The sequence below is a fragment of the Agarivorans sp. Z349TD_8 genome, from assembly GCF_050870825.2.
In the GTDB taxonomy this organism is placed as follows: Bacteria; Pseudomonadota; Gammaproteobacteria; order Enterobacterales; family Celerinatantimonadaceae; genus Agarivorans.
Genome location: NZ_CP194037.2, coordinates 401,989 through 426,467, shown reverse-complemented (window position 1 = coordinate 426,467; position 24,479 = coordinate 401,989). Strand labels below are relative to the sequence as shown.

Sequence of the window (24,479 nt, the reverse complement as noted above, 5' to 3'; positions counted from 1 at the left end):
ATATGTATACATGGCCTTTATCAGGTTGACGTATATTTTATTCTCTCAATTTTTAATAGTATTCCAGCAATCCAATTGTTTAATAACACCAATTATTCACGCCCTTAAAAATAATGAGAAATCGATCAATTAAATATTTTCAGTGCACTAAAAAAGGGCCGCACGCACCAATAAGATCAAATGATTGCATAAAACACAATCATTTAGGATGCTATTTAATCTGTTTTGATCCTAATGTCTTGTATGGCATAGAAGATGCCTTTAAAGCTTGTCAATTTAATTTTAAGGAGTAATGAACATGAGGAAGCAAGCACTTGGCATAGCGATAGCTGCAATTCTATTTGGAGGAAATGTTTATGCCGTCGAAAATGTAGAAAACTACACAGTGACAGAAATCATTAATGACATCAAACATAAAAAAGTTACTGCTGTTGAATTAGTACAAGCATACATGGCTCGGATCGACAACATTGAAAGCTCCAAGAAAGGCTTCAATGCTATTCTCACACAAAACCCCGATGTGATTGCAGAAGCAAAGGCGCTAGATAAACTAAACGATAAATCGAGTCTTTCACTTGCTGGAGTCCCAATTTTTGTTAAAGACAATATTAATACATCTAACATGCCAACCAGTCATGGTAATGAAGCATTAAAAGAGTATCAGCCTGCCCATAACGCGGTGGCGGTTGATAGGCTTATCAAAGCAGGTGCATTGATAATGGGTAAAACAAATATGGCTGAATTTGCTATGTTTTGGGATACCTTATCGAGTGCGGGCGGAAGAACATATAATCCTCAAGATCGTACAAAAAATATTAATGGTTCAAGCGGTGGTTCTGCTGCTTCGGTTGTTGCCGGTTATGCACCAGTGGCTCTTGGTACTGAGTCGTGTGGGTCGATTACAGATGTAGCATCATTCACTTCGCTCGTTGGATATCGCCCATCTCCCGGTATAGTTCCTACCACAGGAATGGACTATAACACTCTTGGCGATACCATAGGCCCGCTAGCGAAAAACGTAATTGATGCTGCAACTGTTGTTGATGTTATGGCTGGTGAAGATCAAAAAGATGCCCTAACTCACGGTCATGCGTTGACAGAGACTTTGGTACATAGTCTAAACGATAATAAATCTTTGAAAGGGAAAGTACTCGGCTATGTTGTTGCTCCTTTCGGTGGATGGACAGCAGAGATAGCTATCACACCCGAGATCTCTGCGACAATGCAGAAAGCACTTGATGAACTTCGTGCTCGAGGCGCTATTATACAACCAATTCATATTTCATCTGATTGGTGGACAGAATACGGTTCCGGTTCTTACTGGGATGCCACCGGCAAAGAAGATTATTTCGTAAGAACCGAAGCTAAAATACCAAAAGGACTTAAAGAGCAAACAGAACCTTTTGACGTATTGAACTACGGTGACCTTATTGCGAAAAGCCCGAAAATGAATGCGATTACTAAAGACTGGTTAAGCTACAGTGATAACAAACCGCTTGATCCTAAAACCTTTAATGAAGCTGTCGAGAGTCGAGTGAAATTTTCGAAAGGTGTTGATAAAATTTACAAAGAATATGGTCTAGATGCGCTTATTTACCCTACCGTCTCTTTGCCACCTGCTGAAGTTGAAGATCCAGAAACTTTAATTGACCCTAATCAGCTAGGTACTCATTGTGGTTGGGCGAACTTTACCGGAAGACCCGTGATAAGTATACCAGCCGGATTTTCAAATAATTTCCCTGTTGGCTTAAGCTTCCTTGGTAAGCGTTTCAAGGATGGGAAACTTTTAGGTATGGCGGCTGCGTTTGAAGAATCAACTACGCATCAAAAATTACCAGCCTTATAAATTTATGTTTCAGTGATGATTAATAAACCCGATGGTTTATAGATGAAAAATATCCCCAATTCATAATCAAAGTTGGGGCTATATAAATAAAACGCAGTGTTCACATTGCTAGGTCGCGATGACAAAACTTAAGTCTGCTTTTTAGCTGACTTAAGTCGCCTAATCGATAAATGTGCGAAAACGTTTAAGAGAACTAGACCGCCAGCCAAGCCCAATAGCATCAAAGATATAAGCACCCACCCGAGTAGCCGCGCCAATGCTCACTTCAGCCATTCGTATTTAAAAGGAATAACGTGACTAAGCTAAATGCCTTGCAAACCCATGTAGAAAAATACGTATTAGTCGCTAAATAGCATTGCTTTCGCATCGTCACCAGCAACACGGTGGCAGCTTGCCAGATTGCTTCAGCAACATCTTGTGAATGGGTCACTTTTGCTTGTTTTGGCCTCTTCAGAAACATTTTATTGGCTAAATCCAGCTAGGGTTCTGGGAAAGCATTTTCCATGCGAGCTTTTGCATTCGCGCCAAACCGTGTAGCGGGAGCCTGGCCCGGTATCACCAAATTCATTCGAATATTAAAGGGCTCTAATTCAATAGCTAAGGACTCAGTAAAGGCATTTATCGCCGCTTTACTCGCTGTATAAACCGAAAGTAAAGGCAACGCTTTTAGCGTGGAGCACCTAAAACAATGGGTGAAGTCGCATTGGAATGGCAACGGCAACAACAAAACCAGCCAACATCATAACCACATATCTAATGCCGTGTAATCAGGTAACCTGAGGTATTTAGCCTCTGGCCTCCACCACTACGAGCATTTAGCTTCGCACCGATTAACCTTGAATCGAGACGCGTCATTCTCAGCTAACACAAAAGTACCTAAGCAATTAAAAAAATGACGCTCTACCACTTCTTTAATCGTCGTCGGCCCAGTTATATTTACTCTCGTCTACACCATTTTTGGCTTCGTTAATCCGTTCGCGGCGACGCAGCTCTTCTTCTCGAGCCGAGTCAATTTCTTGCATAATTGCGGCAAGGTCGGCCACCGTATCCTCTTGGGTAAACTGACCAGTCAACTCGGTTTCAGCAGCTAATTCACCTTTTTCAAAAAGTGCCCAGATTTCTTTCGCGTACTCGGTCTTTAATAGCTCTGGCGCATATTGACCATAATAATCACGCATATTGTTGATATCCCGCGCCAGCATCCACTCTGCATTATTATTGGCGGCGGCATCCACCGCTTGAGGGAGATCGATAATCACCGGACCATACTGATCCACCAGCACATTAAACTCCGACAAATCACCATGGATCAAACCCACACATAACATGCGCACCACATAGCGCATCATCATTTCGTGATCTTCTACGGCTTGCTCCGCCGACATCATCACATCATTCAAACGCGGCGCAACATAGCCCTCGTCATCGGTCACCAACTCCATCAGCAATACCCCGTCAAAGCAGCCATAGGGTTCAGGCACCCGAACGTCCGCCGCAGCAAGCTTGTAAAGCGCATCCACTTCGGCGCTTTGCCAGACTTTTTCTTGCTGCTCACGACCAAATCCTGAGCCTTTTTCCATCGCCCGGGCACGTCGACTATTGCGCACCTTACGCCCTTCACGATAAGCGACCGCTTGCTTAAAGCTGCGTTGGCTGGCTTCTTTATAAACTTTGGCACAGCGGATCTCATTCCCACAGCGTACTACGTACACCGAGGCCTCTTTGCCGCTCATTAACTGACTTTGCACTTCGTCGACCAGACCATCATCAACTAAAGGCTGTATTCGTTTGGGTATTTTCATAGCGCCCTTATACCTTAGTTCGTCGAAGGATGGAATATCCATACCATTTTACGCTAGTAAATAATCGACTCAGCGCGGGTTACTCAACCAGTGACGGTGTTGTGCGGGTGAAATAAAGCTCCAAGCCACAAAACGACTAATTTTATTACCTTGACCCATCTTGATGGTCTTCACTTGCGCCGGCTTTAATCGTTCTAACGTTTGATAAATGCCTTTTAGGTTGGACTCTTTAGAGACTAGGCTGGTAAACCACAAGCATTGCTCTGCAAAAAGTTGGCTCTCTACCAGCATGTTTTGGATAAATTTCAGCTCCCCGCCATCACACCAAAGCTCGTTACTTTGACCACCAAAATTCAAACTTTGTTGATATTTACCACGCGCTTTCAGGTTGCTTTGCTTACGCTGGCTACCACTGCGAGCCTCTGCCGCCGAACGATGAAAAGGCGGGTTACATAAGGTCAAAGCAAAACGCTCATCGGCTTGAATCATCCCCTTAAAAATAGCAGCAGGTTGGCGCTGCAAACGTAATTCTATTTGCGCCACTAAATGCGGGTTTGCATCCACAATCAACCGCGCCGATTGCAATGAGGCGGCTTCGATATCACTCCCCACAAACGACCAGCCATATTCCGCACTACCTACCAAGGGGTAAACACAATTCGCCCCCACGCCAACATCTAAACAGCGCACACCGGCACCTCGCGGAATATCTCCCCCCTGACTCTGCCCGAGCAGATCAGCAAGATAATGGATATAATCAACGCGTCCGGGAATTGGCGGACAAAGGTTGTGCTTGGGAATTTGCCAGCCCTCAATATGGTAGAAATGCTTTAACAAGGCCTTGTTTAAACAGCGTACCGCTTGAGGATTAAAGAAATCGATGGACAGATCTTGGTAGGCATTTCGCGCAACAAAGGCCTTGAGCTCTGGGCAAGTTTTAATTAATGCGACAAAATCATAACGCTGGCGGTGTTGATTGCGCGGATGAAGCAGGCTTTTCACCCTTGGATGAGCTTTCTTGTTATCTCGCATCAAGCAAATCGGCCTTATCTATGTATCAAGCTCAGCATTATAAAGACAAGCAAGCTCGAAGGCTTGCCTTTCAGGCTAATAAACGCCGCAATATGTGCTCGCTGACAAGCCAGCACATGTCGAAGCCATTCATATTTGTAAAGATTTGAGAGTGACTCGCAACGCGTGGCGATTTCACTCCAATTTGAATTTTCTACAGTACAATGGTTTAGTTTGATGTTATAGCGTGGTCACACCTTAATTGGGCGTTGATATGCCTCAGGAGCAAGGAGAAATTATGAAACTTCTGGATTTTGATAGTCAGCTTAAGGTCCGCTTAGCTGAAATACAGAATCCGCGTCCGTTTGTATGCACTTCACTTCGAGTAGCAAAACTTAATCCATCCATCTCGAAGCACATTGAGATGCTAGGTAAGCATTCGATAATGCGCCTGTCATTCGCGAGCCCTTAGCGTTTAATAACAAAACGCTAAACTTCCTATAGGTAACTTTCAGCTCGTTGACGCCCATGCAGGGCGTACACAGCGCATCAAAATAGCCGCCTAACCGTTAGTAAGGTTTTACGGTGGCTGGCTTTATTCATTGCGCATATATCTAAATTTATATGCGGATTATTTTTTGGATTGAACAATCAAAACTACGCCAGCTATAAGTAACAGCGCACCAACAATAGTGCTTATATTGTGCTTTGATGGCAAAGAAGTATAGAAGCTATCGGCGATGATGCCGAATATTAATTGACTGCCAACTAATACTGCTATTGTTGTTGCCACACCGACATGTTTGTAGCCAAAGATGCTTGAAAATACGAAAAATGAGCCTAAAACCCCAGGAAGTAAAGACATTGGGCTGATATGCCGTACTGCTTCATAAATACCTGCCATTCCATTTTTTATACACAGAATAATCAGCAATATAAATAGACCACTGATTGAATTCAGTAATAACGTAATGGTTACTGTAGATACCTTATCAGTAATTCTAACCATAATGATATTTTGAATCACCAAAGAGATACCTGCTGCGATCAAGATAAATAAAGTGGTATAAGATTGCATGGAGCATCTCCTATGTAATAGTTACTCTCTATTTTTCAGTTGGTGATGTTGGGGTATCTAATACGAGTTGATAAAAAACTAAATTCAGCCAACGGCCAAACTTGAATCCGACTTCAGGTAGAGTTCCTACATGCTGAAACCCATGTTTTTTATGTAAAGCGATACTGCCGAGGTTATCAGCATCTATACCGCCAATGATGGCGTGATAATTATTTTCTTTTGCTGATTTGATGAGCAATTCAAGTAGAATTCGGCCTAGGCCATTGCCGCGGAAATCCTTATGAACATAAATAGAATGTTCAATCGAGTATTTATAAGCAGGCCGCATTCTAAAAGAACCGTAGCTAGCAAATGCCATCAATTCACCATTTAGAGATTCCAATCCAAAGACTGGATATGCACCGTTTATTTTGGTTTCAAACCATCCAATCATACTTTCCATTGAGAGTTTTTCGTACTCGTACAAAGCTGTAGATGTTTCAATAGCATCATTAAATATATCTAGGATGCTTCGTGCATGCTTTTCATATGTACAGGTTATAACCTTATATTCCATCATTTGTTCTCCTTGAAAGCGGGAGGCTGGTAAGTGTAATTAAATACCTGGCTTCTGTGTTATTAGGGTTAAAGTATGTGGTGTGTTCCTTTTGTTGAAATGCTAAACAATCGCCTTCTTTGAGATGCCATGTTGAATCATCATCATATATTTCAATCTCGCCCGAGATCACCCATACCTGCTGATGTATTTCGATATGTCTGAGCATGTTTTCGAAAGTAACGCTTTGCTTTGGAGGAAAAATAATTTCGGTTAATTCAACTGGTGAAGAGGAATTTTTCGGCGTAAGTTGACGGCGAATGTAACCAGACTCTGGATCTCGCCAGGTTTTTTGCGTCTCCAAATTAGACACCGATAGAGAGTCATTGCTGGCCTTTTCTGAGTCATCAGAAAACAGTTCTGGAAGAGAGATCCCCAAGGCATCAGCCAATTTGTTTAGTACCGTTGCGGTTGGACTTGATTGACCACGTTCAATCAACGAAATCATTGATCGACTAATGCCACTTCGCTCCGCTAAGGAGTCTAGCGTTAAGTTTTGTCTCTTACGTAACCTTTTGAGTTTGGTTGAGATTAGAGAGTCTATGCTCATAAATTCCACCTTATTAAAAATAAAATCCATTAAACTAGAAAAAATAAAGCTTATCAATAAAAAATCTCAAAAATTAATAATCCATTGAAATTCACAGACCTATTTTGGTGGCATATTGGAATTTATATGAAGAAAAAAAGTGCTCCTACAGCTCAAGAATTTCTGAAAATACGGGAATAAATTGGGTGGGCGACTCCTTCAGAAAAAGTCATTTTCAATAGTATTAATAACTCATTATTTTGGGCAATCATTTATAGTTCAGGTGAACTCATAACTACAGGTCGTGTTGTTGATGATGGAGAAATGTACTTTTATATTTAGGATGTTACCGTACAACCAGAATACCGGAGACAAGGCCTTGGATCTGAAATAATGTGCCTCATAGAAAAATACTTGAATTTAGCATGTGAGTCGGGGCAACAATAGGTTTGCTGTCAGCAAAAGGTAAAGAAGAGTTCTATGCAAAATATGCTTATTCAGTAAAGAATGGTAACCGACTTGGTTTGGGAATGTGCAAATTTGTGTAATCAAAATTCTAACAATACGTGCCAGCAAAAGGATGATGTTATGAAAGTCGTATCACTATCAAAAGATGAAGGACATAATTTCTCCAAGAAAACATATGAATCATTATGCTTTCTTAAAGGGATGGGAATAGAAGGGGATGCTCATTGCGGCAAGACTGTTAAACATAGGTCGCGTGTCAAAGCTGACCCATCACAACCAAACCTTCGTCAAGTTCACTTGCTCCATTCTGAACTTTTTGTAGAACTAAGAGATAAAGGTTTTGAAATTGAAGCTGGTACCATTGGTGAAAATGTTCTAACCGAAGGCCTAGAACTCCTTTCTCTCCCAACAAACACAGTACTCAAGCTAGGTGAAAATGTTGTTCTTCGAGTCACTGGTTTAAGAAACCCTTGTGCACAACTCGATAACTATCAAAAAGGATTAACTAAAGCAGTTTTGGATAAAGATGCTGAGGGAAACTTGATAAGGAAAGCCGGCATTATGGCTACAGTGATAAAAGGTGGGATAGTCAAACTTGAAGACCAAATTACTGTTGAACTCCCAGAACCACCGCACTTGCCTCTGAAAAGAGTTTAGTGCTAACAAGTATAGGCGCTCTAAAGGGAGTGTTTAATGAGCAATTTTGAACAAATTATTACTAAAGCTAAAGCGACTGACAATTATTCCCTTGAAGCATGGGAATCACGAGGGTTAAACATTTCAGTTCCTGAAGTCGTTAAGCTATTAAATGAAACTACTATCTGTTTCCTTGATAAGTTGAAATCAGTTGGCATTTTAGTTGAAGATGCAGAGCAAAGGTTTTCGGATGTAAACGATCTGGTAGATGATTTACCTTGGGATGACTTAGATACTGAAGAGAAAGAGTTCTTAGCTGATGTACTTGTTCCCTGTATCGAGAGTCTTGGCCTAGATGCATGGTCAATGTTTTAAAAAGGCCTCATCGGGTAGCCGGTAACCTCAAGCCCCCGTATGCGGCCCCGCACAGGGCGTTTCCTGAAAGTGTTTAAGATACAACGGTCGATTAGCCCCTTTGTACCCCAGTGATGGCTTCTGTTTTGGCGCCACCGTTCCTAAGTCCGGTCGGATATAGAACGAGTGAGTTAAACGTTCGCTGGTTAAGCAGACCTCCCCACTCTTTGTTTATAAGAAGTAGAACATGCACTTTCTCTTTTCTCGCACACTGCTGCATCATTTACGGTGACCGTTAGATAGCTTGGCTTCGTTGTCTTGTGCCAACTCGCCTCCAGCCTATGCCGCATATGATGTTTTTCATTAGCTCGCCCTCTCTTTAGATAAAAAAACCTTTGGCTTTCTTCAGGCATTCCCTCACGGTAATGCCCTTGCCATTCGCGAGTCCTTCGCGTTTAATCATTACACGGTGAGCCTCCTGCAAAGGTTTTTCACTGCATTCATGCCGCTGCGGGACATACACTAGCGCATCAAAAAGGCCGTCTCTGATATTTAAGGAGTGACTCTTGTTCAGTTTAAAAGTAGATAATGATATTAAGTTGTCATTGGTTCAAAAGTCTTTTGCTCCAATATACGCTCAATTGGCCCAAGAAAATTTACCCTATCTTGAGCAGTGGTTAGTGTGGCCTCCACACTGTAAAACGGAGCAGGACTTTGCTTCGTTTATCCAAAAATCTCTTCATGATTACGCCGATGGGAAATCAATGGTCTGTGGCGTATTTTACAATGAAATACTCGTTGGTAATGTCTCCTTCAACACGATTAATCACGAATTAAAAAAAGTCGACATTGGTTATTGGCTTATAGAATCCGCTCAAGGCAATGGAATTATGACTCGTGTTTGTAAAAAACTGATAGACATTGCATTTGATGAATTACAAATGCATAAAGTTGAAATATCCGCCGCTACAGAGAATTTGGCGAGTAGAGCCGTCTGTGAACGTTTAGGTCTGAAACTAGAAGGGGTTATTTCTAATGCAGAAAATCTAAATGGGCGAATCGTTGATCATGCCATTTACGCCCTTCATGCATAAATATAGTTGGGTAGCCGGAGGTAGCCTGCAGCCCCTGTCGACTAATCAAATACCGTCACCATTTGGCGGCTAATGGCGAGCAGTTCGCCATCTCGATCCCAAATATTGGCTTCACAATGCGCATACCCATCGGCAGCTTGGCGAGTCTGGGCCTGATAAGCTAACCAATCACTTGCGGCAACCGTGCGCTGTGGATGAACAAACTCCAGATTCCAAGTCATGGAACTGGCGGGAGCGCGTTGTTTCATCATCTGAATCACGGCTGGTGGCCAGGCATCCACTAAACAAATCAGATGGGCGTCACTGAAGGCTCGAGGCGGCTGTTTAAAGCGCATCCAACCATGTAAATGGGAATCCTGACTGGCGCTATAAGGTAAGCCACCCGCGGCAAGCGCCAAATCAATATGCTGCATATAACGAGGGCTCAGCCCCTCTACATCTGGTAAAATCGCTAAACGCTCAGGCAACGACAACTGGTGACCCATTTGAGAGTTTACCACCAGTCGAGAGTTGCGAGGCAGAGCGAAACTAGCTTGTTGAGTCACCGCCACCTGCCCTGCTTGAACGATTCTGGCATTGATGTGGCTAGCGTTGTTTCCTGTACGAAGTAATTCAAGTTCTATCGAAAAAGGCATATCAGCCAATAAGGGGCCAACAAAACTGGTGCTGAGAGAGCGTAATAGTCGTTGCGAATCACTCACGAGAGTTTGCATCGCATCAGACAATAGTGCGGCGGAAAGCCCACCAAATACGGTTCGCCCTTGAGTCCAGCAACTCGATATCGTCAGTGTCTTGCCCTGCGGGACTCGCTCGGCAATTTCGGCCAAGAGTCTATCAATATGCATACCATACGCCTTGTTAATATTTTGTTAAAAACAATTGTATCTGGTCGGAGGTGTGGAGGCAATCCTCGAGTGAGTGTTCGATCTAAGAGCTCGCACCCGCACTCAAAGAAGGCATTGGTTTTTCAAGATCCGGCTATGGTATAACTGACGTTCATTTTTAAGGAGCCTCAAATGCTCAAACGCCTTGGCTGGAAACTCAAACAAGCCTTCACCAGTGTCATGGTGGAGCAACAACGTGTCTGGATCATTTCGCGACATGATAGCCTCAGCCAGCAAGATATTTATCCACTGGGCGAAGCCGAACTGAAGCAACGTAGCTGGCAACAGCGCGGTTTTGATGCTGTGCATCAATCTCAAATCGAACAACTAAGGCCGGGCGCGATACTGCAAGTGTTTTGTCAACAGCATTCAATCAGCATTACCCGCGTCAAGTAATTCAAGCAAGGAAGGATGCATCACAACACCATCTCAGTAAGTTAACGCGGGTATAGCAGCGACCTTCAAGGCCAGTTAACGCCCATGCCATCGCCTTACTATCCGCAAACTCTGGGACGCTCGGTGGCTAAGTTCATCGCCAACGAGTCTGCCTTGGCTGGCCAGCCCGCACGACGCCCGTCAAATTGATGATCCCAGAGTTCCGCTTAAAGCGGTATCCGTATCATCACTGAGCCAGAGACACAAAACTGCCACATTGCTGTCCTATGCTAAGGGTTTTCATAAATACTCGAGATCAACATGGAAGCAAACCACACGATACGGATTTACAGCAGCTTAGCCTTGCTGGTCGGTGCAAGTTTTTCTATTCAAACCGCTCAGGCAAGTGCCATTCAAAGCATCCAAGACCTAAACATAAACTGCCTCACAGAAGCAGCTCTGAGCCAAAAACAAGGTCTAAACAGCTTAAAAATGAAGCGCGTCGGCAGTCACTTTTCCGGCAGTGAGTTTGCCAGCTCGTCGGCAGAAATCGTCTCCTATGACAGCTGTCGCGATAAGCTCTATGTAGTGAATGCCAAAGATCAGAGTATTGATGTATTGCGCTTATCTGCGGAACAAAGTGCGCCCAGTAAAGACGGTAAAATTAACTTACAAGCCGCCGCCCAAAAAGCCGGGATCGCCATCGGCGATGCCAATAGCGTGGTGGCAAAAAACGGCATTGTGGCGGTCGCCATTCAAAACCAAAACAAGCAGCAAAACGGCATTATCGCGCTCTATCGCTCCGATGATTTAAGCCTGATAAACACTTACCCCGCTGGCGCTCTGCCAGACATGGTCACCATGACAGCCGATAGCCGTTATCTGCTTAGCGCCAACGAAGGCGAGCCCAATGGAGATTATTCTCAAGATCCTGAAGGTTCGGTAACCATCGTTGATCTGGCGAACGGGTTTGGCGACCAACAAGCGCAAATCCATCAAGTACGCTTTAGCGCATTTAACCAAGGTCAGGCACGGCATGGCGAACTCAAAGATGTCCGCTTGCCGAGTCCCTTTGGTGCCAGTGTCGCGCAAGATCTTGAGCCGGAATACATCGCTTTAACAGAACATGGGAAAGCGCTTGTGGCCTTGCAGGAGAACAATGCCATTGCCATCATCGATATCGCCAGTGCGCAGATCGAGTCGATTAAGGGGCTAGGGGTAAAAAGCTGGGCCAGTGTTGCAGCGGGGGGCGATGGCGCAAAACTCGATCTCAGCAACAAAGACCAACAATTTAGCCAAGCCAGCTACCCGCAGTTGGTGGGCTATTATATGCCAGACTCCATTGCCAGCTTTAACATCGATGGTCAGGATTACCTGATTACCGCCAACGAAGGCGATGGCCGAGAGTATATTTACCCCACCACCCAGCAACAATGTGAACAAGCGGGACACCAATGGGATGGCGATGACTATAAAGAGGGTGGCAAACATCAGAATGCCGAGCAATACCAGCATCATATCGATGATTGTATTTCCTATAGCGACGAAACTCGTGGCTACAAACTGAACGTCGATCCCAAGCACCCGCTAATGGATCAGGCAAGATATGGCAAAAAAGGCACCATCGCCAACAAAAAATCCATTGGTCGAATCAAGGTGGTCGCCGACAATAAAAACATCGGACCGAACGACTTGATCTATACCTTTGGTGCCCGCTCTTTTTCGATTTTTGACTTAGCCGCAAACCGGATCTTCGATAGTGGCAACCAATTATCAGACTTAGCCAACAGTCCACAGCACTGGAACGCCAGCAATGACAATCAAAGCAACGATGACCGCTCGGATGACAAGGGCGTTGAGCCCGAAGCCATCACCGTTGCCAAGATCAACGGCGCAACCATTGCCTTTATCGGTCTAGAGCGTCAAGGGGGCGTCGCCGCTTACGACATTTCCAAACCTGCGGCACCAGTGCTGTTGGATTTTGTGAATAATCGCGACTTTAACCAGCCAGTTTGTAGCCAAGTTGATCAGGATGGTGATTGTGCCAACGCCACTTATAATCCGAAGGCGGGAGATTTAGGGCCGGAGTCTATCACTTACTTCTCACGGATCGGCCAGCACTATATCGCGGTAGGGAACGAAGTTTCCGGCACCACCACGGTTTACCAACTGGCCATTGACTAATTCTTGAAGCCAATCCTGAGCGCCCAGCATTGGCTGGCGCTCAGACTTAGTTCTAGTCTAGTAAGCCACACCAATCCGTTGTTTGGGATGACGGCCACTTTCTAACTCGTCGATCACTGCAACCGCATAATCACTCACCGAAATCCGGCTATTGCCCTGTTCATCACTAAGCAGCTGCTCGCCACCGATACGATAGTCCGCTTGTTTATCGCCGGGAAAAATTTCAGCCGCAGGGCTGATGTAGGTCCAGTTAACGGAGCTGGTGGTTTGTTTAAATACTTGCAGCGCTTCGGCCTGCGCAGTGGATTCTGCTTTATATTCGGCGGGAAACTCAGGGACCGAAGCGAGAGTGACGCCGGGAGCCACTTCTAAACTGCCAGCACCGCCAACCCACAGCAAGCGCTCAACGCTGCTGTTTAGTAACTGTGCCAACAATTGCTCTGCGGTAGCGGCAACAATTTCATGGTTGCCAGCGGCTCGGCCACTAATTGAGGCCAGCAATACATCCACCCCTTCAAGCTGCTCGCTCAATTGATCTGCTGACTGCTGAATGTCAAACTGACGCACTTCATAAGCCGGGTCAGTAATTTTACCTGGCTCACGCACTAAGGCGAGCACTTGATGACCACGCTGCTTGGCTTCTGCTGCAATATGACTCCCGATCCAACCACTTGCACCTAATACTGCTACTTTCATATCAATCAATCCTATTCTGTTTTGTTCTAAATGATTAACAACTGCTGCAGTTTAATATCTAGGTTTTTCGTGATAAATAGCCAATAATGATGCATATTGTATCCAAATAGAGCACTAATAAGCTAATGGACAAACTCGATGCCATGCGCAGCTTCATTGAAGTGGCCAATACCCAAAGCTTCACTAAGGCCGCAGAGCAGCTTAACTTAAGCCGCTTACAAGTCTCACGACACGTGCAGGAGATAGAGGCCTGGTTAAAACAACGGCTATTACACCGCACCACCCGCAAGGTCAGCCTGAGCTCGGCTGGTGAAACAGCGCTGCGCCACTGTGAGCAGATCATCGCTCAAACGGTGGCGATGCAACTACAAGCTCAGCAACAAATTGGCCGCTTGATGGGCAGCATTCGGCTCACCGCCCCAGTGGCCTTCTCACAAAATATATTGCTGGATGTAGTCACCCAGTTCTGCCAGCGCCACCCTGAAGTCAATATCGACATCGTCGCTTCGGATCGCTTCACCCAACTGGTGGATGAGCGGGTAGACATAGCTTTTCGTTATACCCAAGCCCCCGATGAACAGTTGATCGCGCGCCGCCTGATGCGAGTGGACTCGGTCATTTGTGCCGCCCCCGCCTATCTGAAACAGTTTGGTCGCCCCAGCGACTTAAATGCCTTGAAACAGCATAATTGTTTGCTCCACCTCGGACATAAGCAATGGGAGTTTATTCGCCACCAGCAAAGCTATAAAGTGGAGGTTTCCGGTACCCTGCAAGCCAACGAAATGGGCCTGCTCCTGAATGCAGCGCTAAAAGGTCGAGGGATAATTTTACTGCCCTGCGATCAGGCGAATCCCTTGATCAGGGCTGGAAAGTTGCAGCCGATACTCAATGAGTACCACCTGCCACAGCACGCCTTATGGGCGGTGTATTTGTCGCGCAGCTATCAATCTCCACTGGTTCGACAATTTATCGATTTTGTTGCCGAACAATGGCAGCAAGATATATTAAGACTCGATGAAAGCGAGCTGCAGCGCTCCCAACATTAGTCTTCATTGACAATCAAGCTCAGCAGATCGGTCACTCCCACATCAATACCAAATTGCGACAAGAGGGTGCTAATTTGACCACGATGATGGGTTTGATGATTAAAAAAATGCAGGAGCAAACTGGCAAAATTCTTTTTGTAAGGCAGTCCTTTGCTATTGTGATAAAGCAGATGATGCTGCAAATTCGACTGGCGAATTTGCCCGATAAAATCAATAATCAGTTCATCCATCAACTCTCGGGCCTGCTGCAATTCCCCCAAATTCGAATACAGAATTTGCTGCAAACCGGTCGGCACAGGCAGACTCAACACTGGCTGCAAGGCACGAAAAGCACTAGGATGTCGGGCAAAGCGCTGCAACCACAGGATGTCCCCGACCAAAATATGATTGAGCGTGGCAAAGATCGAACCAAAGTAGGCACCACGCTCTTGCTTTACGTCGTGTTGGCTCAATTGAGCAGCGCAAGCATAACACTGCCGATTCAGCTGCCGATTGTAGTTCGCCATTAAAACAAAGGCCTGCTGCATCACAATTCGCCCTTCACTGAACTGGCTCCAGAGGTAAGTGGTAGTGAATAAACTCACGATCGACCTGATAAGCTAAAGATTGATACAGCGCCTGTGCTCGATGGTTATCGGTGGCAGTGGCTAATTCAAGTGCCACCGCCTGGGTGGCTAAAGCATGCTGTTTTGCCGCATTCATCAATTGTGGCGCAATCCCCTGACCACGCGCCGCAGGGGTGACAAACAAATCATTGAGGATCCAGATCCGCGCCGCGTTAGTCGACGAAAAGCTAGGATAGAGCTGAGTAAACCCCAAGGCTCGCCCCTCAGCGGATAAAGCTACAAAAATCACCGATTGCTGCAGCCGCATCCGTTCGGCGATAAAATCGCGAGCCAAGTTTAAATCACTGTTTTGTTTATAGAAAACTCGATACTGGTCAAACAATTCGGCAACCGCTTCAAGCTGCGCCAAATCTGCCATGATCACTTGCACTGCCATGTTCATTCCTTCATTTAAAGCAAAGGGGCAAGCCGAAACTTCCCCTTCGGATCTGAGCTTAGCTGCTAAGCTAACCAGACATCACCCGCTTTGGCTAGTTTAATTCTCCACACTACGCAACTTCATCAGGCTGCGACTCTGAGCTGCTGCCCTCATCCTCTTGATTAAAATAAGCTAAGTCGCGGGTGTTTTTTTGCACCGATACCGCAGCAAATAAACTCAAACAAAAGGCCATGCCATAAAAACCTTTCTCACTCAGCGCTAAAGACGCATTAAACAAGCCTATGGCCAATAGAGCGATAGCCGCAGCCAAGGAAAACCAGCTGAGCGAGAAATAAATTGCAGTGACCTTGATACCCTCTAACTTATCACGCACCGACTTTTGCAAAGATACCGAAGAAAATAATCCGAATAACAAGAGGGTAAAGTAATAACCCTTTTCGTTGAGCTGCATCTCGGCATTCCATAGGCCAAGTAGGTAAGCCGCAGCACCAAGTAATAAGGCGGCCCAAGAGGCTGCAATAAAAGCAGCGCTGGGTTTTGGCAAGTAATGATGTTTCATGTCGCTTTTCTTCCTGAAATTAAATGGGCCCGGAACATGGTTGCTCTCTGGCTGATGAATTTGCGGTTCACTGTTGATGAATTGAGTCATAACGTCCCCTAAATTATACGAATTGTAGATTTAATCAATATATCTAAAGTAAAGGCTGATAAGCATCGTGCGGGTAGAGCACCACCGCATCCTGAATTAAATCTTTCTGCTGTAAGTAGCGAGCGATCGAAGTAAAGGTTGCGGTCTTTAACTTACCAGTATGATCTTTAGTCGTGACCTCATCGAGAAACAAACCGCCCATCAACAACTTAAAGCGATTGATTTTAAGCACCTGCGGTTTAAATTCGGCTTGAGCGTGTGCTTTCAGTTGCTGGCGGTTGGTGGTATCAAAAATTGCCGCGTTGAGCATATCCAAAGTATATTCAGTACAATTTTGAAACTGAGCATTATAAGGGTTAGCCAGTACCGAGTAGTTGGGATTATGCAAAGTTTGATAGCGATTATTGGCAATTAAGGCCAGCAAGCCCGCTTGTACTTCAGGCTTTGGGATCACAATGCCAGCTTTTAAACTATCCACTCCCCAGAAAAAATCCACCGGATAGTCGGTCACTAAACTGCTATGACCCAAGTCTCCCTGATTCTGGTAGAGATTATAGATAGCATAACCCTTGGTGGTTTCTCCCGAAGTGAGCTTCAACTGTGAATAAACGGCCAAAGCGGTATGAGTAAACTGGATCCCCTTGGGCAAATCTTTTTGCGGCCGCCCAACCCGACCAATGATGAACACATTGGCATGATGGGCGGCAGCGTATTTCTCGACCTGCTTGGAGAATTGAGCAATAGCTGCCGGTTCAAACTTCGCTTCATCGGCCGGCGCACTGCCGGCCAAACAATAACCGGTAAAGAACAACATTGAGACGATGACGAACTGTTTTAATACTTTCATTTTGAGCATCCTTGTTATTGAGAGCGGCAGACTAGTTACAACCCACGACGATGGCGTCACCAATCTCCAAAGGCACCGAGCTATCCGCCGACTCGGCTAAAGCCATACCGGATGCCAGTACCGCGCTACCAGCCACCACTGTTGAAGCCCCCACCACTACAATCGGGGTTGCCACTACGCTGGCAACCACTTGCCCGCTGCCCTGTAAACCATTTGAAGCGGCAAGGGCGGAGTGTTTCGCCGATTGAGTGAAGTGCTGTCCTGAGTCGGCAGCGGCAAGATTGAAACTACTTAAAGCGATACCGGTGATGAGCAGTGATTTCCATAATTTCATGATGTTTCCCTCTTGGTTAAGTTCGAATTAACAATAGGGATTAGTCTATTTACTGTAAACCTCGGCGTAATATGTTTAGTATGAGTGACCATTTAGTATAGTATTTATATACCATGAGCCAATTACAGCAGATCCGCGATACCCTCAAGCAAGTATTTAAGCAGCAAGGGTTCACCTATAAAGATGTCGCCCAGCGTTTGCATATGAGCGAAGCCAATATTAAACGCATGTTTTCTACCAATAGTTTTTCTCTGGAGCGCCTGGAAGCGATGTGTCATATCGTTGATCTCAACCTGATCGATTTGTTTCTATTGGCCGATCAAGAAAAAGATAAGCTAAGTCAGCTCACCAGAGAGCAAGAACAAGAGTTGATGGATGACCACAAATTATTGCTGGTGGCGGTGTGTGTCCGCGATGGTTGGAGCTTTGACGAAATCATCAGCCGCTATCAGATCGACCAACACCAATGTATTCGCCTGATGGCCCGACTCGACAAGTTAAAGATGATCCAACTGCTGCCGAACAATGCCTATAAACTGCTAATCGCTCAGGACTTTAGATGGATCAGTAACGGTCCGTTGGAGCGTTTCATGGAACAGCAAGTGCTGAACGAATTTATGAATTCTCGGTTTGAAGATGATGATAGCTTTCGTTTCTACCTGCGCGGTCACTATTCACCAAGCTCAATAGAAATCATTCGCCGTAAACTCAATCAACTCACCAAGGAAGCGGCGGCGCTCAATCAACAGGATGCCAGCCTGCCTTTAGATAAACGACGCCATACCGGACTGCTACTGGCGATGCGCCCTTGGGAAATCTCGATATTTGATCAACTGGAGAGGAAGTCATAAATAATCGCTCCACAACAACGATGCTTGTGTCGAGTGCCCTCATGGCTGCGATTTGGTCCCGAACCAAAGATCCGGTCGAATCGGCCTCACCGACGCTCGCGCGATGCCTGCCAAAATGCCCTTTCTCAGCAACAGTTTTAGCTGGCATATTAACCAAAGGGGGAACCAGGCAACACAAGCAAGCGCCGCTTCACAAAGCATATAACAATGGCTAGCCAAGCCTTCATTTTATTTGATAGGTTTATTTATATATGCTGGCTAGGCTCATCAATTGAGCGGTCAAGCCCATGAGTGCTATCCGCAAGCAATTCCATGGATGGAAGGAAGGCATGCTCGCTTAAGAGCTGTCGAGCTTCACCACAAACTTGGCCGCCAAGTTTGTCAATCGAAGCTGACAAAGCGATGTGAAACACATCTAGCCAACGGTTTTGAGCTGAGCTCAATAAGTCATACACAAGGACGGAAAATAATGAGTATTCTGAAGCTAATCAAACTATGTTTGCTTGCGGCACTAATGTCTGGTTGTGCAATCTCTAATGAAGGTGCCACCGACTACCGGTATTATAACCCCACCGACAATACTGCCGGAAAATACATCAAACCCAAAGATGTCAAGAACTCGCAGCTCGCCATCGGGGATGGCTTAGTTGTTTCAATCAAACAAATGTATATTCAAGAGTTTACCGAATGGCGTTCGCCACTCAGTGTGCTCCGTGGAGAACCTACGAATGGCGAGATAGCGATCGTAGTGAATGCCTTTGAACAAGGCACTGAAAGCTTAAACTTTGGCTCCAAGGGATTGGAGAATGCGCGAGTCGTTTTCTTTTCCGATGATGTAAGAGAGGGGCAAACGCTTAACTTTTCAAACCTAAGCACCATCTACGGGCCACTGAAATATAACGGTAATAATTTTGTCATTGATCTTTACATCGTCGAATTTGATAAGCCTGGCGAACAATTAAAGCAACTCATTAAAAACTTAAGTGAGTTAGGTTCGACTTTCTATCCACCAGCATCCCCCTTATCTGGAGCACTATCTCAGTTAGCTGGAAGTTTGGTGACCGACCAACAAGAAGATCGCGTTTTTCATTACACTTACGAGCTGAAACCAGTCGGCGGAGATCCAAACTTAGAAACCGGTATCTTGTTAACCGGAAATTATGCCTTCATAAGAGAAGATGATCGGCACAATATTACAAATTGGGCAGAGCTAAGCATCAACCCCAAAAATGGCCGAATCGTCTATAAAACCATAGAGAAAAAAGACGCCGACAATAAAATCATCAGCATCGATTGTAATGACCCAAGCAAAGAATCGCCTGCTGAATGTTTTTATACTGACAACACCTATATTGTTATAGAAGTTAATAAAGCAAGCTCCTCTCTCAAGAATGATACTCAGCAAATGGTTTATAAGGATTTAGTCAGCAATCTGGCGAGCACTTCGGCCGAACTTTACCGTACTGATTTACCAGAGACATTGCTGAGCAATTTAGTTCAGGGCGTATCTGAGCTTCGAACATCAGAGCAAATTATCAGTGAATTAGAAATATTAAGCTCTGCTGACAATACCCTTGATAGTAATAATGCAGCACTGGCCAGCTTTCTTAATCTCTGGTTCTCGCTTGATCTGGCTAACCACAATGAATCAAGATATCAGCTGAATTCATTAGAACAGCAGCGGCTTGAACGAAAAATCGTCGCGCTGGTTGCGCAATGTACGCCGGATCAAAGTGAAATTGTTTCCACAATGGCGCTGATTAGAGACCGGGTCGCCGGACTGCCAGCGGCAAGCAGCCAACAAGTCATCGACTCCCTGTCCTGCCACCACCAATAAGTTGCGACGACAAAAGCTAAGGGGGATGGGCGCTTCATAACTCTTAGCGATTCAATGACTTTAGTTGCAAACTCACCGATTACAAAAAAATCAACTGCGACTAGGCTACTGAATTTTTTATCATTACAATAGAGCGCTATTAACTATCTATCAGCGCTCCCATTCGCGAAGGATCAGCATGAAGCATGTTCAAATTTGGCTCGGCAAACTTTTTTTAAGTAGCACACTGTTGCTCTCAGGCCTTAGTCTGGCTCAAAGTGAGCCAGAAAACTGCGTTAATATTAATCAACGGCAAGCGCTGATTGAGCAATACATTGAGCAGGCACCCTATCGTCAGGCACGAGAAGGTGGCAGCGCTCACTTTAGCTACCAGCTGCAACAAAGCTATCCACAATACCTGGATTATGCGCGTCAGGTTATCGCCGAGAGAAATCCACGCGCCAACATGCAATGCCCCCTTAGCACCACGACCTATCGTTGGTTGGCCAAACAACAACAGTGGCAAGGTAAAGCCAACGTACAGCAGTTATTGGCACCATTTCAGCTGACTCACCCCAATAAGCAAAAGCTGGTGTTATTGATCCACGGCTTAACCGACTCGCCCTTTCATTTTCATGACTTAGCCTGGCAGTTTTACCAGCAGGGTTTTGATGTAAGAACGCTGCTATTGCCCGGTCACGCGACCGCTCCGTCCGATTTGCTAAAGGTCACTTATCAACAGTGGCAACAAGCGGCAGACTACGCCATCGAGCGCAGTCTCAAAGACTACTCCCAGGTCTACCTCGGCGGTTTCTCTACCGGTGGAGCCTTAATTCTTAGCCACCTATTGGCCAACCCACAACACGCGGCACAGGTTCAGGGGGTCATGTTATGGTCTCCTGCATCCAAAGCACACAGCGGCCTTGCCTGGCTGGCAAAATATGTGAGTTGGTTTAGTCGCTGGCTGGATAAAGAAGGCGATGTAGACTTCGCCAAATACGAATCCTTTGCCTATAACGCCGGGGCGCAGGTGAACGACTTGATGAACCATCTAAACAAGCAGTTTCGTAACAGTAAACACTTACCCAATGTGCCGCTTTTAGTGGTTGCCAGCGAGCAGGATCAAACCATCGATACCCGCGCGACCCTGGCCATTCTAGAGCAATGGCATCAGCCCGCCAAACGCAGTGCCACCGCTCAGGACATGCTGATTTATTATGGCGATCCGGCAAGCATTCCAGCCACTCTGGCCAAGGACTTAAGCATCAGCACGCCGCGTTGTGCCACCGCCTCTTGCGAAGCAATTCAAGGGATTGCCCATACCGCAACCATTAATGCGCCGAGCAATGCCCATTATGGGGAAAACGGCGACTATCGAAACTGTAGCCACTACCTCAAAAACCTAAAGCGCTACGCGCAGTGCAAGCAAGACAATGACGTGGTGAAGGGCGAAATAAGCGAACAGAACTTAAGCCATAACCCCAAATTGCAACGGCTGAGTTACAACCCTTATTTCCAGCAAATGCTCGGCAGCATTCAACAATTTATTGCTGCGACTGAGCAATAACACAGCGCCAGATCTGAAGCCCGGCAGCGGCACCTTGGCTGTGCAAAACAGCAACATGAGAAACCGCATGCCATGGTCTCGGGTGAGTGGAACCCGCCCACCCGAGAGAACGCTTAAATCAACTGTAAAGAGGCCAGAGTCACCAAACCTACGCTCACACTGAGTGCACTAAACATCGTGGTAAAGGCCACAATTTCGCCGGCCATTTGGCCATGTTCAGTCATCTTGCTGGCCATCACATAACTAGCCGCCGCAGTAGGGGTGCCCATCATTAAGAACAGCAGGCCAATATCACTGCCACTAAACTGCATATACAGTGCAAGGGTCACCGCCAACAATGGAATAATAATCAGCTTACAGGCACTGGCCCAGAGCACTGGCGACAAATTACTTTTAAAACTCTGCCATTGCAGACTGGCACCGATGCAGATCAAAGCCAAAGGTAAGGTCATGTTGGCAAGATACTGACACGTTTTTGCTACAACATCTGGCAGTTGCAGCCCCAACGCCGAGCATAGCAGACCCGCCAAAATAGCAATGATCAGTGGATTCTTAAGCAAGCTACTGATGATACGGCTACGCTTGGCACCCAATAGTGCAACCGACACCACATTAAAGGTCATCGTCATGAAAGCCAGGAATAACGCTGCTTTGGGTAATACATCCATGCCATAGGCATTGAGCACCATGGCAATGCCAATAATCCCCATATTGCCGCGAAAAGCCCCCTGAATAAACACACCTTGGCGTCCACCGCGCAGCCAGGGTCGACTGACAACAAACAGCAGCAGCACACTAGTCAGGGTAAATAGCACCCCCAATATCACCAGAGAGAAATCTAAAGAGTGGCTCAGGGGATTAGAGGCGGTGCTCAAAAATAGCAAACTCGGCAAGCTGATGTTAAACACCAGACTATTGCCTTGTTTGATGAAATTCTCATTCAACACTTCACGACGGCGCAAAAACCACCCCAAACACAGCATTAAAATAATCGGACCGGTGGTCGAAAGAGCAAACATCCAATGTTGCATTGGTATTACCGCCTTAGCATATTATAAAAACAACCAAACAAAACATATTAAACCACCAACCAAACCACGCGTGGTTTTATTAACTCAAATCAAAGAAGAATACAGTGAATTAAACTAATTTACCGGCGATAGTTTTCTTTATGCCCAGTCAATAGGGTTCAATCACAACAAAATCAACTGAACCAAAGAGTTTAGAATATAACCTAGAGGTAAATATGAGTTCAACAACTGCCACACCCACTGCCAAGGGTGGCGTCGCCCGCATGCTTGACACTGTAGAACGCGTTGGCAATAAACTACCGGATCCCGCGGTATTATTTTTAGGCGCCCTATTTTTGGTGTGGGTGGTGTCTGCACTGCTCGCCAATGTCCAATTTGCTGAAATTGATCCACGCACTGGCGAAGCCATTTTTGTCAATAACTTATTAACCGGAGAGGCGCTTGCCGGCTTCTTGTCTGGCATGGTAACCACCTTTACCAGTTTTGCTCCACTGGGGGTGGTACTCGTTGCCATGTTAGGCGTGGGGGTTGCCGAGCATTCTGGCTATATTAGTGCCGGTTTAAAAATGATGCTCAAGGTCACGCCGAAACAACTGCTGACGCCTTCCATCGTATTAGTCGCAATCATCAGCCATACCGCAACCGATGCCGGTTATGTACTGGTGATCCCGCTGGCCGGGGTGATCTTCTATGCCGCTGGACGGCATCCGCTGGCCGGCATCGCCGCCGCATTTGCAGGCGTGAGTGGTGGCTTCTCCGCAAACTTTATTCCATCGGCGATCGACCCGTTACTGCAAAGCTTTACTCAAAGTGCGGCGCAGGTTTTGGATCCAGCGATTCAAATCAACCCGCTCAACAACTGGTTTTTCTCCTCGGCCTCCAGTCTGCTGATCATTTTAATTGGCTGGTATTTGACCGATAAAGTTATCGAGCCACGCCTCAAAGATACCCCCGTGGATGGCAACCCGGAAGATATTCCTCGTTTCGATGAAATCACCCAAAAAGAACGCTTTGCCTTTAAAGTTTCTTCGGCGGTGATGTTCGCAGGCCTAGCAGGCTTATGGGCAGTCTCGGCTCCTGAAAGCTCCCCTCTACGCTCAGCCAGCGGCTCGCTGGCCGAATTCTCGGCGCCATTAATGCAGTCAATCGTACCGCTGATTTTCTTACTGTTCATTATTCCCGGCACCGTATTCGGTTTTATCGTGGGGAGCTTTAAAGACTCACGAGACGTGATCCAGGCCATGAGTAAATCGATGAATGGCATGTCTTACTACATTGTGATGGCCTTCTTCTGCGCGCTCTTTATCGCCGCCTTCAGTCAATCTAACATTGGTGCTCTGATGGCTCTGAAGGGTGCCGATACGCTCAAACAGCTGGCCTTGCCTAGCGCTGTGACCGTGGTGGGAATGATCCTCTTAGTCGCTTTTGTGAACTTGTTTGTGGGTTCTTCTTCGGCGAAATGGGCGCTGATTGGGCCAATTCTGGTTCCGATGTTAATGCAACTGAATATCTCGCCCGACTTAGCCCAGGCGGCTTACCGGGTCGGAGACTCGTCATCCAATATCATTACTCCCTTAATGCCTTACTTCCCACTAGTGGTCGTGTACTGCCAGCGTTATGTGAAAGGCACCGGCATCGGAACGCTGATGTCACTGATGCTGCCTTACAGTCTGGTGATGCTGGTGGTATGGACAGCATTTTTACTCATCTACTGGGGACTGGGTTTACCACTGGGCTTACAAGCAAGCTACAGCTACGGCCTGTAGCTCTCAAACTTTAGA

Annotated in this window: 25 protein-coding genes; 11 read left to right on the top strand and 14 right to left on the bottom strand. The window is 46.0% G+C overall.

Features of this window, described 5'->3' with window-relative positions:
* Window positions 1-298 precede the first annotated feature (298 nt).
* Entirely contained in the window at window positions 299-1,846 is a 1,548-nt protein-coding gene (locus tag ACRRS1_RS01850; RefSeq protein WP_432468525.1) for an amidase, read from the top strand.
* Window positions 1,847-2,324: 478 nt separating this feature from the next.
* Here ACRRS1_RS01850 and ACRRS1_RS01845 read toward each other — a convergent pair whose 3' ends face one another.
* The 6 genes from ACRRS1_RS01845 to ACRRS1_RS01820 form a co-directional block, all read right to left on the bottom strand.
* The gene (locus ACRRS1_RS01845; RefSeq protein WP_432464269.1) at window positions 2,325-2,507 is read right to left on the bottom strand and encodes an SDR family NAD(P)-dependent oxidoreductase; all 183 of its coding nucleotides are present in this window, start codon (window positions 2,505-2,507) and stop codon (window positions 2,325-2,327) included.
* Window positions 2,508-2,757: 250 nt separating this feature from the next.
* Window positions 2,758-3,648: a PA4780 family RIO1-like protein kinase gene (locus tag ACRRS1_RS01840; RefSeq protein ID WP_432454886.1), complete on the bottom strand. Its 891-nt coding sequence runs from the start codon at window positions 3,646-3,648 to the stop codon at window positions 2,758-2,760.
* Window positions 3,649-3,717: 69 nt separating this feature from the next.
* Window positions 3,718-4,680, bottom strand: coding sequence for a 23S rRNA (adenine(1618)-N(6))-methyltransferase RlmF (gene rlmF, locus ACRRS1_RS01835; protein ID WP_432464268.1), 963 nt, complete (start codon window positions 4,678-4,680; stop codon window positions 3,718-3,720).
* A 610-nt stretch (window positions 4,681-5,290) separates the two neighbouring features.
* A complete protein-coding gene (locus ACRRS1_RS01830; protein ID WP_432454890.1) occupies window positions 5,291-5,737 on the bottom strand; it encodes a DMT family transporter in 447 nt (148 codons plus the stop codon).
* Window positions 5,738-5,765: 28 nt separating this feature from the next.
* Window positions 5,766-6,296 carry a GNAT family N-acetyltransferase gene (locus ACRRS1_RS01825; RefSeq protein ID WP_432454892.1) on the bottom strand — a complete coding sequence of 177 codons (531 nt, stop codon included), beginning with the start codon at window positions 6,294-6,296 and terminating at the stop codon, window positions 5,766-5,768.
* On the bottom strand, window positions 6,283-6,882 hold the full coding sequence (locus tag ACRRS1_RS01820; RefSeq protein WP_432464267.1) for a helix-turn-helix domain-containing protein: 600 nt from the start codon (window positions 6,880-6,882) through the stop codon (window positions 6,283-6,285). Before ACRRS1_RS01820 ends, ACRRS1_RS01825 begins: the two co-directional genes overlap by 14 nt.
* A gap of 567 nt (window positions 6,883-7,449) precedes the next feature.
* Here ACRRS1_RS01820 and ACRRS1_RS01815 point away from each other — a divergent pair.
* The 3 genes from ACRRS1_RS01815 to ACRRS1_RS01805 all read left to right on the top strand — a co-directional run bounded on the left by ACRRS1_RS01815 (window position 7,450) and on the right by ACRRS1_RS01805 (window position 9,413).
* Complete coding sequence (locus ACRRS1_RS01815; RefSeq protein ID WP_432454894.1) at window positions 7,450-7,986, top strand: MOSC domain-containing protein; 537 nt, start codon at window positions 7,450-7,452, stop codon at window positions 7,984-7,986.
* Between the two features lie 36 nt (window positions 7,987-8,022).
* Window positions 8,023-8,340, top strand: a complete 318-nt coding sequence (locus ACRRS1_RS01810; RefSeq protein ID WP_432460720.1) for a hypothetical protein — start codon at window positions 8,023-8,025, stop codon at window positions 8,338-8,340.
* Window positions 8,341-8,885: 545 nt separating this feature from the next.
* On the top strand, window positions 8,886-9,413 hold the full coding sequence (locus tag ACRRS1_RS01805; protein WP_432460718.1) for a GNAT family N-acetyltransferase: 528 nt from the start codon (window positions 8,886-8,888) through the stop codon (window positions 9,411-9,413).
* 41 nt (window positions 9,414-9,454) lie between these two features.
* Here the strand turns inward: ACRRS1_RS01805 and ACRRS1_RS01800 are convergent, their stop codons facing one another.
* A complete protein-coding gene (locus ACRRS1_RS01800; protein ID WP_432454899.1) occupies window positions 9,455-10,258 on the bottom strand; it encodes an acyl-CoA thioesterase in 804 nt (267 codons plus the stop codon).
* 171 nt (window positions 10,259-10,429) lie between these two features.
* On the opposite strand from ACRRS1_RS01800, the gene ACRRS1_RS01795 reads away from it, so the two are divergent.
* On the top strand, window positions 10,430-10,693 hold the full coding sequence (locus ACRRS1_RS01795; RefSeq protein WP_432454900.1) for a hypothetical protein: 264 nt from the start codon (window positions 10,430-10,432) through the stop codon (window positions 10,691-10,693).
* A 300-nt stretch (window positions 10,694-10,993) separates the two neighbouring features.
* Complete coding sequence (locus ACRRS1_RS01790) at window positions 10,994-12,856, top strand: choice-of-anchor I family protein (protein WP_432464266.1); 1,863 nt, start codon at window positions 10,994-10,996, stop codon at window positions 12,854-12,856.
* A 57-nt stretch (window positions 12,857-12,913) separates the two neighbouring features.
* Here ACRRS1_RS01790 and ACRRS1_RS01785 read toward each other — a convergent pair whose 3' ends face one another.
* Window positions 12,914-13,552 carry an NAD(P)-dependent oxidoreductase gene (locus ACRRS1_RS01785; protein ID WP_432454903.1) on the bottom strand — a complete coding sequence of 213 codons (639 nt, stop codon included), beginning with the start codon at window positions 13,550-13,552 and terminating at the stop codon, window positions 12,914-12,916.
* Between the two features lie 125 nt (window positions 13,553-13,677).
* On the opposite strand from ACRRS1_RS01785, the gene ACRRS1_RS01780 reads away from it, so the two are divergent.
* A complete protein-coding gene (locus ACRRS1_RS01780) occupies window positions 13,678-14,598 on the top strand; it encodes a LysR family transcriptional regulator (protein ID WP_432454904.1) in 921 nt (306 codons plus the stop codon).
* Here the strand turns inward: ACRRS1_RS01780 and ACRRS1_RS01775 are convergent.
* From ACRRS1_RS01775 to ACRRS1_RS01755, 5 genes are all read right to left on the bottom strand, one after another.
* Window positions 14,595-15,182, bottom strand: coding sequence for a DinB family protein (locus tag ACRRS1_RS01775; protein ID WP_432468527.1), 588 nt, complete (start codon window positions 15,180-15,182; stop codon window positions 14,595-14,597). The genes ACRRS1_RS01780 and ACRRS1_RS01775 overlap by 4 nt on opposite strands.
* Window positions 15,139-15,600, bottom strand: a complete 462-nt coding sequence (locus ACRRS1_RS01770) for a GNAT family N-acetyltransferase (protein ID WP_432454906.1) — start codon at window positions 15,598-15,600, stop codon at window positions 15,139-15,141. Before ACRRS1_RS01770 ends, ACRRS1_RS01775 begins: the two co-directional genes overlap by 44 nt.
* A 112-nt stretch (window positions 15,601-15,712) precedes the next feature.
* Window positions 15,713-16,162: an inner membrane protein YiaA gene (gene yiaA, locus ACRRS1_RS01765; RefSeq protein WP_432468958.1), complete on the bottom strand. Its 450-nt coding sequence runs from the start codon at window positions 16,160-16,162 to the stop codon at window positions 15,713-15,715.
* A 133-nt stretch (window positions 16,163-16,295) separates the two neighbouring features.
* The gene (locus ACRRS1_RS01760) at window positions 16,296-17,099 is read right to left on the bottom strand and encodes a DUF2145 domain-containing protein (RefSeq protein WP_432460713.1); all 804 of its coding nucleotides are present in this window, start codon (window positions 17,097-17,099) and stop codon (window positions 16,296-16,298) included.
* 31 nt (window positions 17,100-17,130) lie between these two features.
* On the bottom strand, window positions 17,131-17,433 hold the full coding sequence (locus ACRRS1_RS01755) for a hypothetical protein (RefSeq protein WP_432460712.1): 303 nt from the start codon (window positions 17,431-17,433) through the stop codon (window positions 17,131-17,133).
* Between the two features lie 113 nt (window positions 17,434-17,546).
* Here ACRRS1_RS01755 and ACRRS1_RS01750 point away from each other — a divergent pair, with 113 nt between their 5' ends.
* From ACRRS1_RS01750 to ACRRS1_RS01740, 3 genes are all read left to right on the top strand, one after another.
* Window positions 17,547-18,284 (top strand): helix-turn-helix domain-containing protein, encoded by a 738-nt coding sequence (locus tag ACRRS1_RS01750; RefSeq protein ID WP_432454909.1) that lies wholly within the window; start codon window positions 17,547-17,549, stop codon window positions 18,282-18,284.
* 469 nt (window positions 18,285-18,753) lie between these two features.
* Entirely contained in the window at window positions 18,754-20,121 is a 1,368-nt protein-coding gene (locus ACRRS1_RS01745) for a hypothetical protein (RefSeq protein WP_432460710.1), read from the top strand.
* Between the two features lie 178 nt (window positions 20,122-20,299).
* Window positions 20,300-21,667, top strand: coding sequence for an alpha/beta hydrolase (locus ACRRS1_RS01740; RefSeq protein WP_432460709.1), 1,368 nt, complete (start codon window positions 20,300-20,302; stop codon window positions 21,665-21,667).
* A gap of 113 nt (window positions 21,668-21,780) precedes the next feature.
* Here ACRRS1_RS01740 and ACRRS1_RS01735 read toward each other — a convergent pair whose 3' ends face one another.
* Window positions 21,781-22,698 (bottom strand): AEC family transporter, encoded by a 918-nt coding sequence (locus ACRRS1_RS01735; protein ID WP_432460708.1) that lies wholly within the window; start codon window positions 22,696-22,698, stop codon window positions 21,781-21,783.
* 215 nt (window positions 22,699-22,913) lie between these two features.
* Here ACRRS1_RS01735 and ACRRS1_RS01730 point away from each other — a divergent pair, with 215 nt between their 5' ends.
* The gene (locus tag ACRRS1_RS01730) at window positions 22,914-24,464 is read left to right on the top strand and encodes an AbgT family transporter (RefSeq protein WP_432460707.1); all 1,551 of its coding nucleotides are present in this window, start codon (window positions 22,914-22,916) and stop codon (window positions 24,462-24,464) included.
* Window positions 24,465-24,479 lie beyond the last annotated feature (15 nt).

Excerpts from the sequence above, each read along its gene's own strand:
- ACRRS1_RS01850 (WP_432468525.1), top strand. The coding sequence starts at position 299 with ATGAGGAAGCAAGCACTTGGCATAGCGATAGCTGCAATTCTATTTGGA.
- ACRRS1_RS01840 (WP_432454886.1), bottom strand. The coding sequence starts at position 3,648 with ATGAAAATACCCAAACGAATACAGCCTTTAGTTGATGATGGTCTGGTC.
- rlmF (WP_432464268.1), bottom strand. The coding sequence starts at position 4,680 with ATGCGAGATAACAAGAAAGCTCATCCAAGGGTGAAAAGCCTGCTTCAT.
- ACRRS1_RS01830 (WP_432454890.1), bottom strand. The coding sequence starts at position 5,737 with ATGCAATCTTATACCACTTTATTTATCTTGATCGCAGCAGGTATCTCT.
- ACRRS1_RS01825 (WP_432454892.1), bottom strand. The coding sequence starts at position 6,296 with ATGATGGAATATAAGGTTATAACCTGTACATATGAAAAGCATGCACGA.
- ACRRS1_RS01820 (WP_432464267.1), bottom strand. The coding sequence starts at position 6,882 with ATGAGCATAGACTCTCTAATCTCAACCAAACTCAAAAGGTTACGTAAG.
- ACRRS1_RS01815 (WP_432454894.1), top strand. The coding sequence starts at position 7,450 with ATGAAAGTCGTATCACTATCAAAAGATGAAGGACATAATTTCTCCAAG.
- ACRRS1_RS01810 (WP_432460720.1), top strand. The coding sequence starts at position 8,023 with ATGAGCAATTTTGAACAAATTATTACTAAAGCTAAAGCGACTGACAAT.
- ACRRS1_RS01800 (WP_432454899.1), bottom strand. The coding sequence starts at position 10,258 with ATGCATATTGATAGACTCTTGGCCGAAATTGCCGAGCGAGTCCCGCAG.
- ACRRS1_RS01795 (WP_432454900.1), top strand. The coding sequence starts at position 10,430 with ATGCTCAAACGCCTTGGCTGGAAACTCAAACAAGCCTTCACCAGTGTC.
- ACRRS1_RS01790 (WP_432464266.1), top strand. The coding sequence starts at position 10,994 with ATGGAAGCAAACCACACGATACGGATTTACAGCAGCTTAGCCTTGCTG.
- ACRRS1_RS01785 (WP_432454903.1), bottom strand. The coding sequence starts at position 13,552 with ATGAAAGTAGCAGTATTAGGTGCAAGTGGTTGGATCGGGAGTCATATT.
- ACRRS1_RS01780 (WP_432454904.1), top strand. The coding sequence starts at position 13,678 with ATGGACAAACTCGATGCCATGCGCAGCTTCATTGAAGTGGCCAATACC.
- ACRRS1_RS01770 (WP_432454906.1), bottom strand. The coding sequence starts at position 15,600 with ATGGCAGTGCAAGTGATCATGGCAGATTTGGCGCAGCTTGAAGCGGTT.
- yiaA (WP_432468958.1), bottom strand. The coding sequence starts at position 16,162 with ATGAAACATCATTACTTGCCAAAACCCAGCGCTGCTTTTATTGCAGCC.
- ACRRS1_RS01760 (WP_432460713.1), bottom strand. The coding sequence starts at position 17,099 with ATGAAAGTATTAAAACAGTTCGTCATCGTCTCAATGTTGTTCTTTACC.
- ACRRS1_RS01755 (WP_432460712.1), bottom strand. The coding sequence starts at position 17,433 with ATGAAATTATGGAAATCACTGCTCATCACCGGTATCGCTTTAAGTAGT.
- ACRRS1_RS01750 (WP_432454909.1), top strand. The coding sequence starts at position 17,547 with ATGAGCCAATTACAGCAGATCCGCGATACCCTCAAGCAAGTATTTAAG.
- ACRRS1_RS01745 (WP_432460710.1), top strand. The coding sequence starts at position 18,754 with ATGAGTATTCTGAAGCTAATCAAACTATGTTTGCTTGCGGCACTAATG.
- ACRRS1_RS01740 (WP_432460709.1), top strand. The coding sequence starts at position 20,300 with ATGAAGCATGTTCAAATTTGGCTCGGCAAACTTTTTTTAAGTAGCACA.
- ACRRS1_RS01735 (WP_432460708.1), bottom strand. The coding sequence starts at position 22,698 with ATGCAACATTGGATGTTTGCTCTTTCGACCACCGGTCCGATTATTTTA.
- ACRRS1_RS01730 (WP_432460707.1), top strand. The coding sequence starts at position 22,914 with ATGAGTTCAACAACTGCCACACCCACTGCCAAGGGTGGCGTCGCCCGC.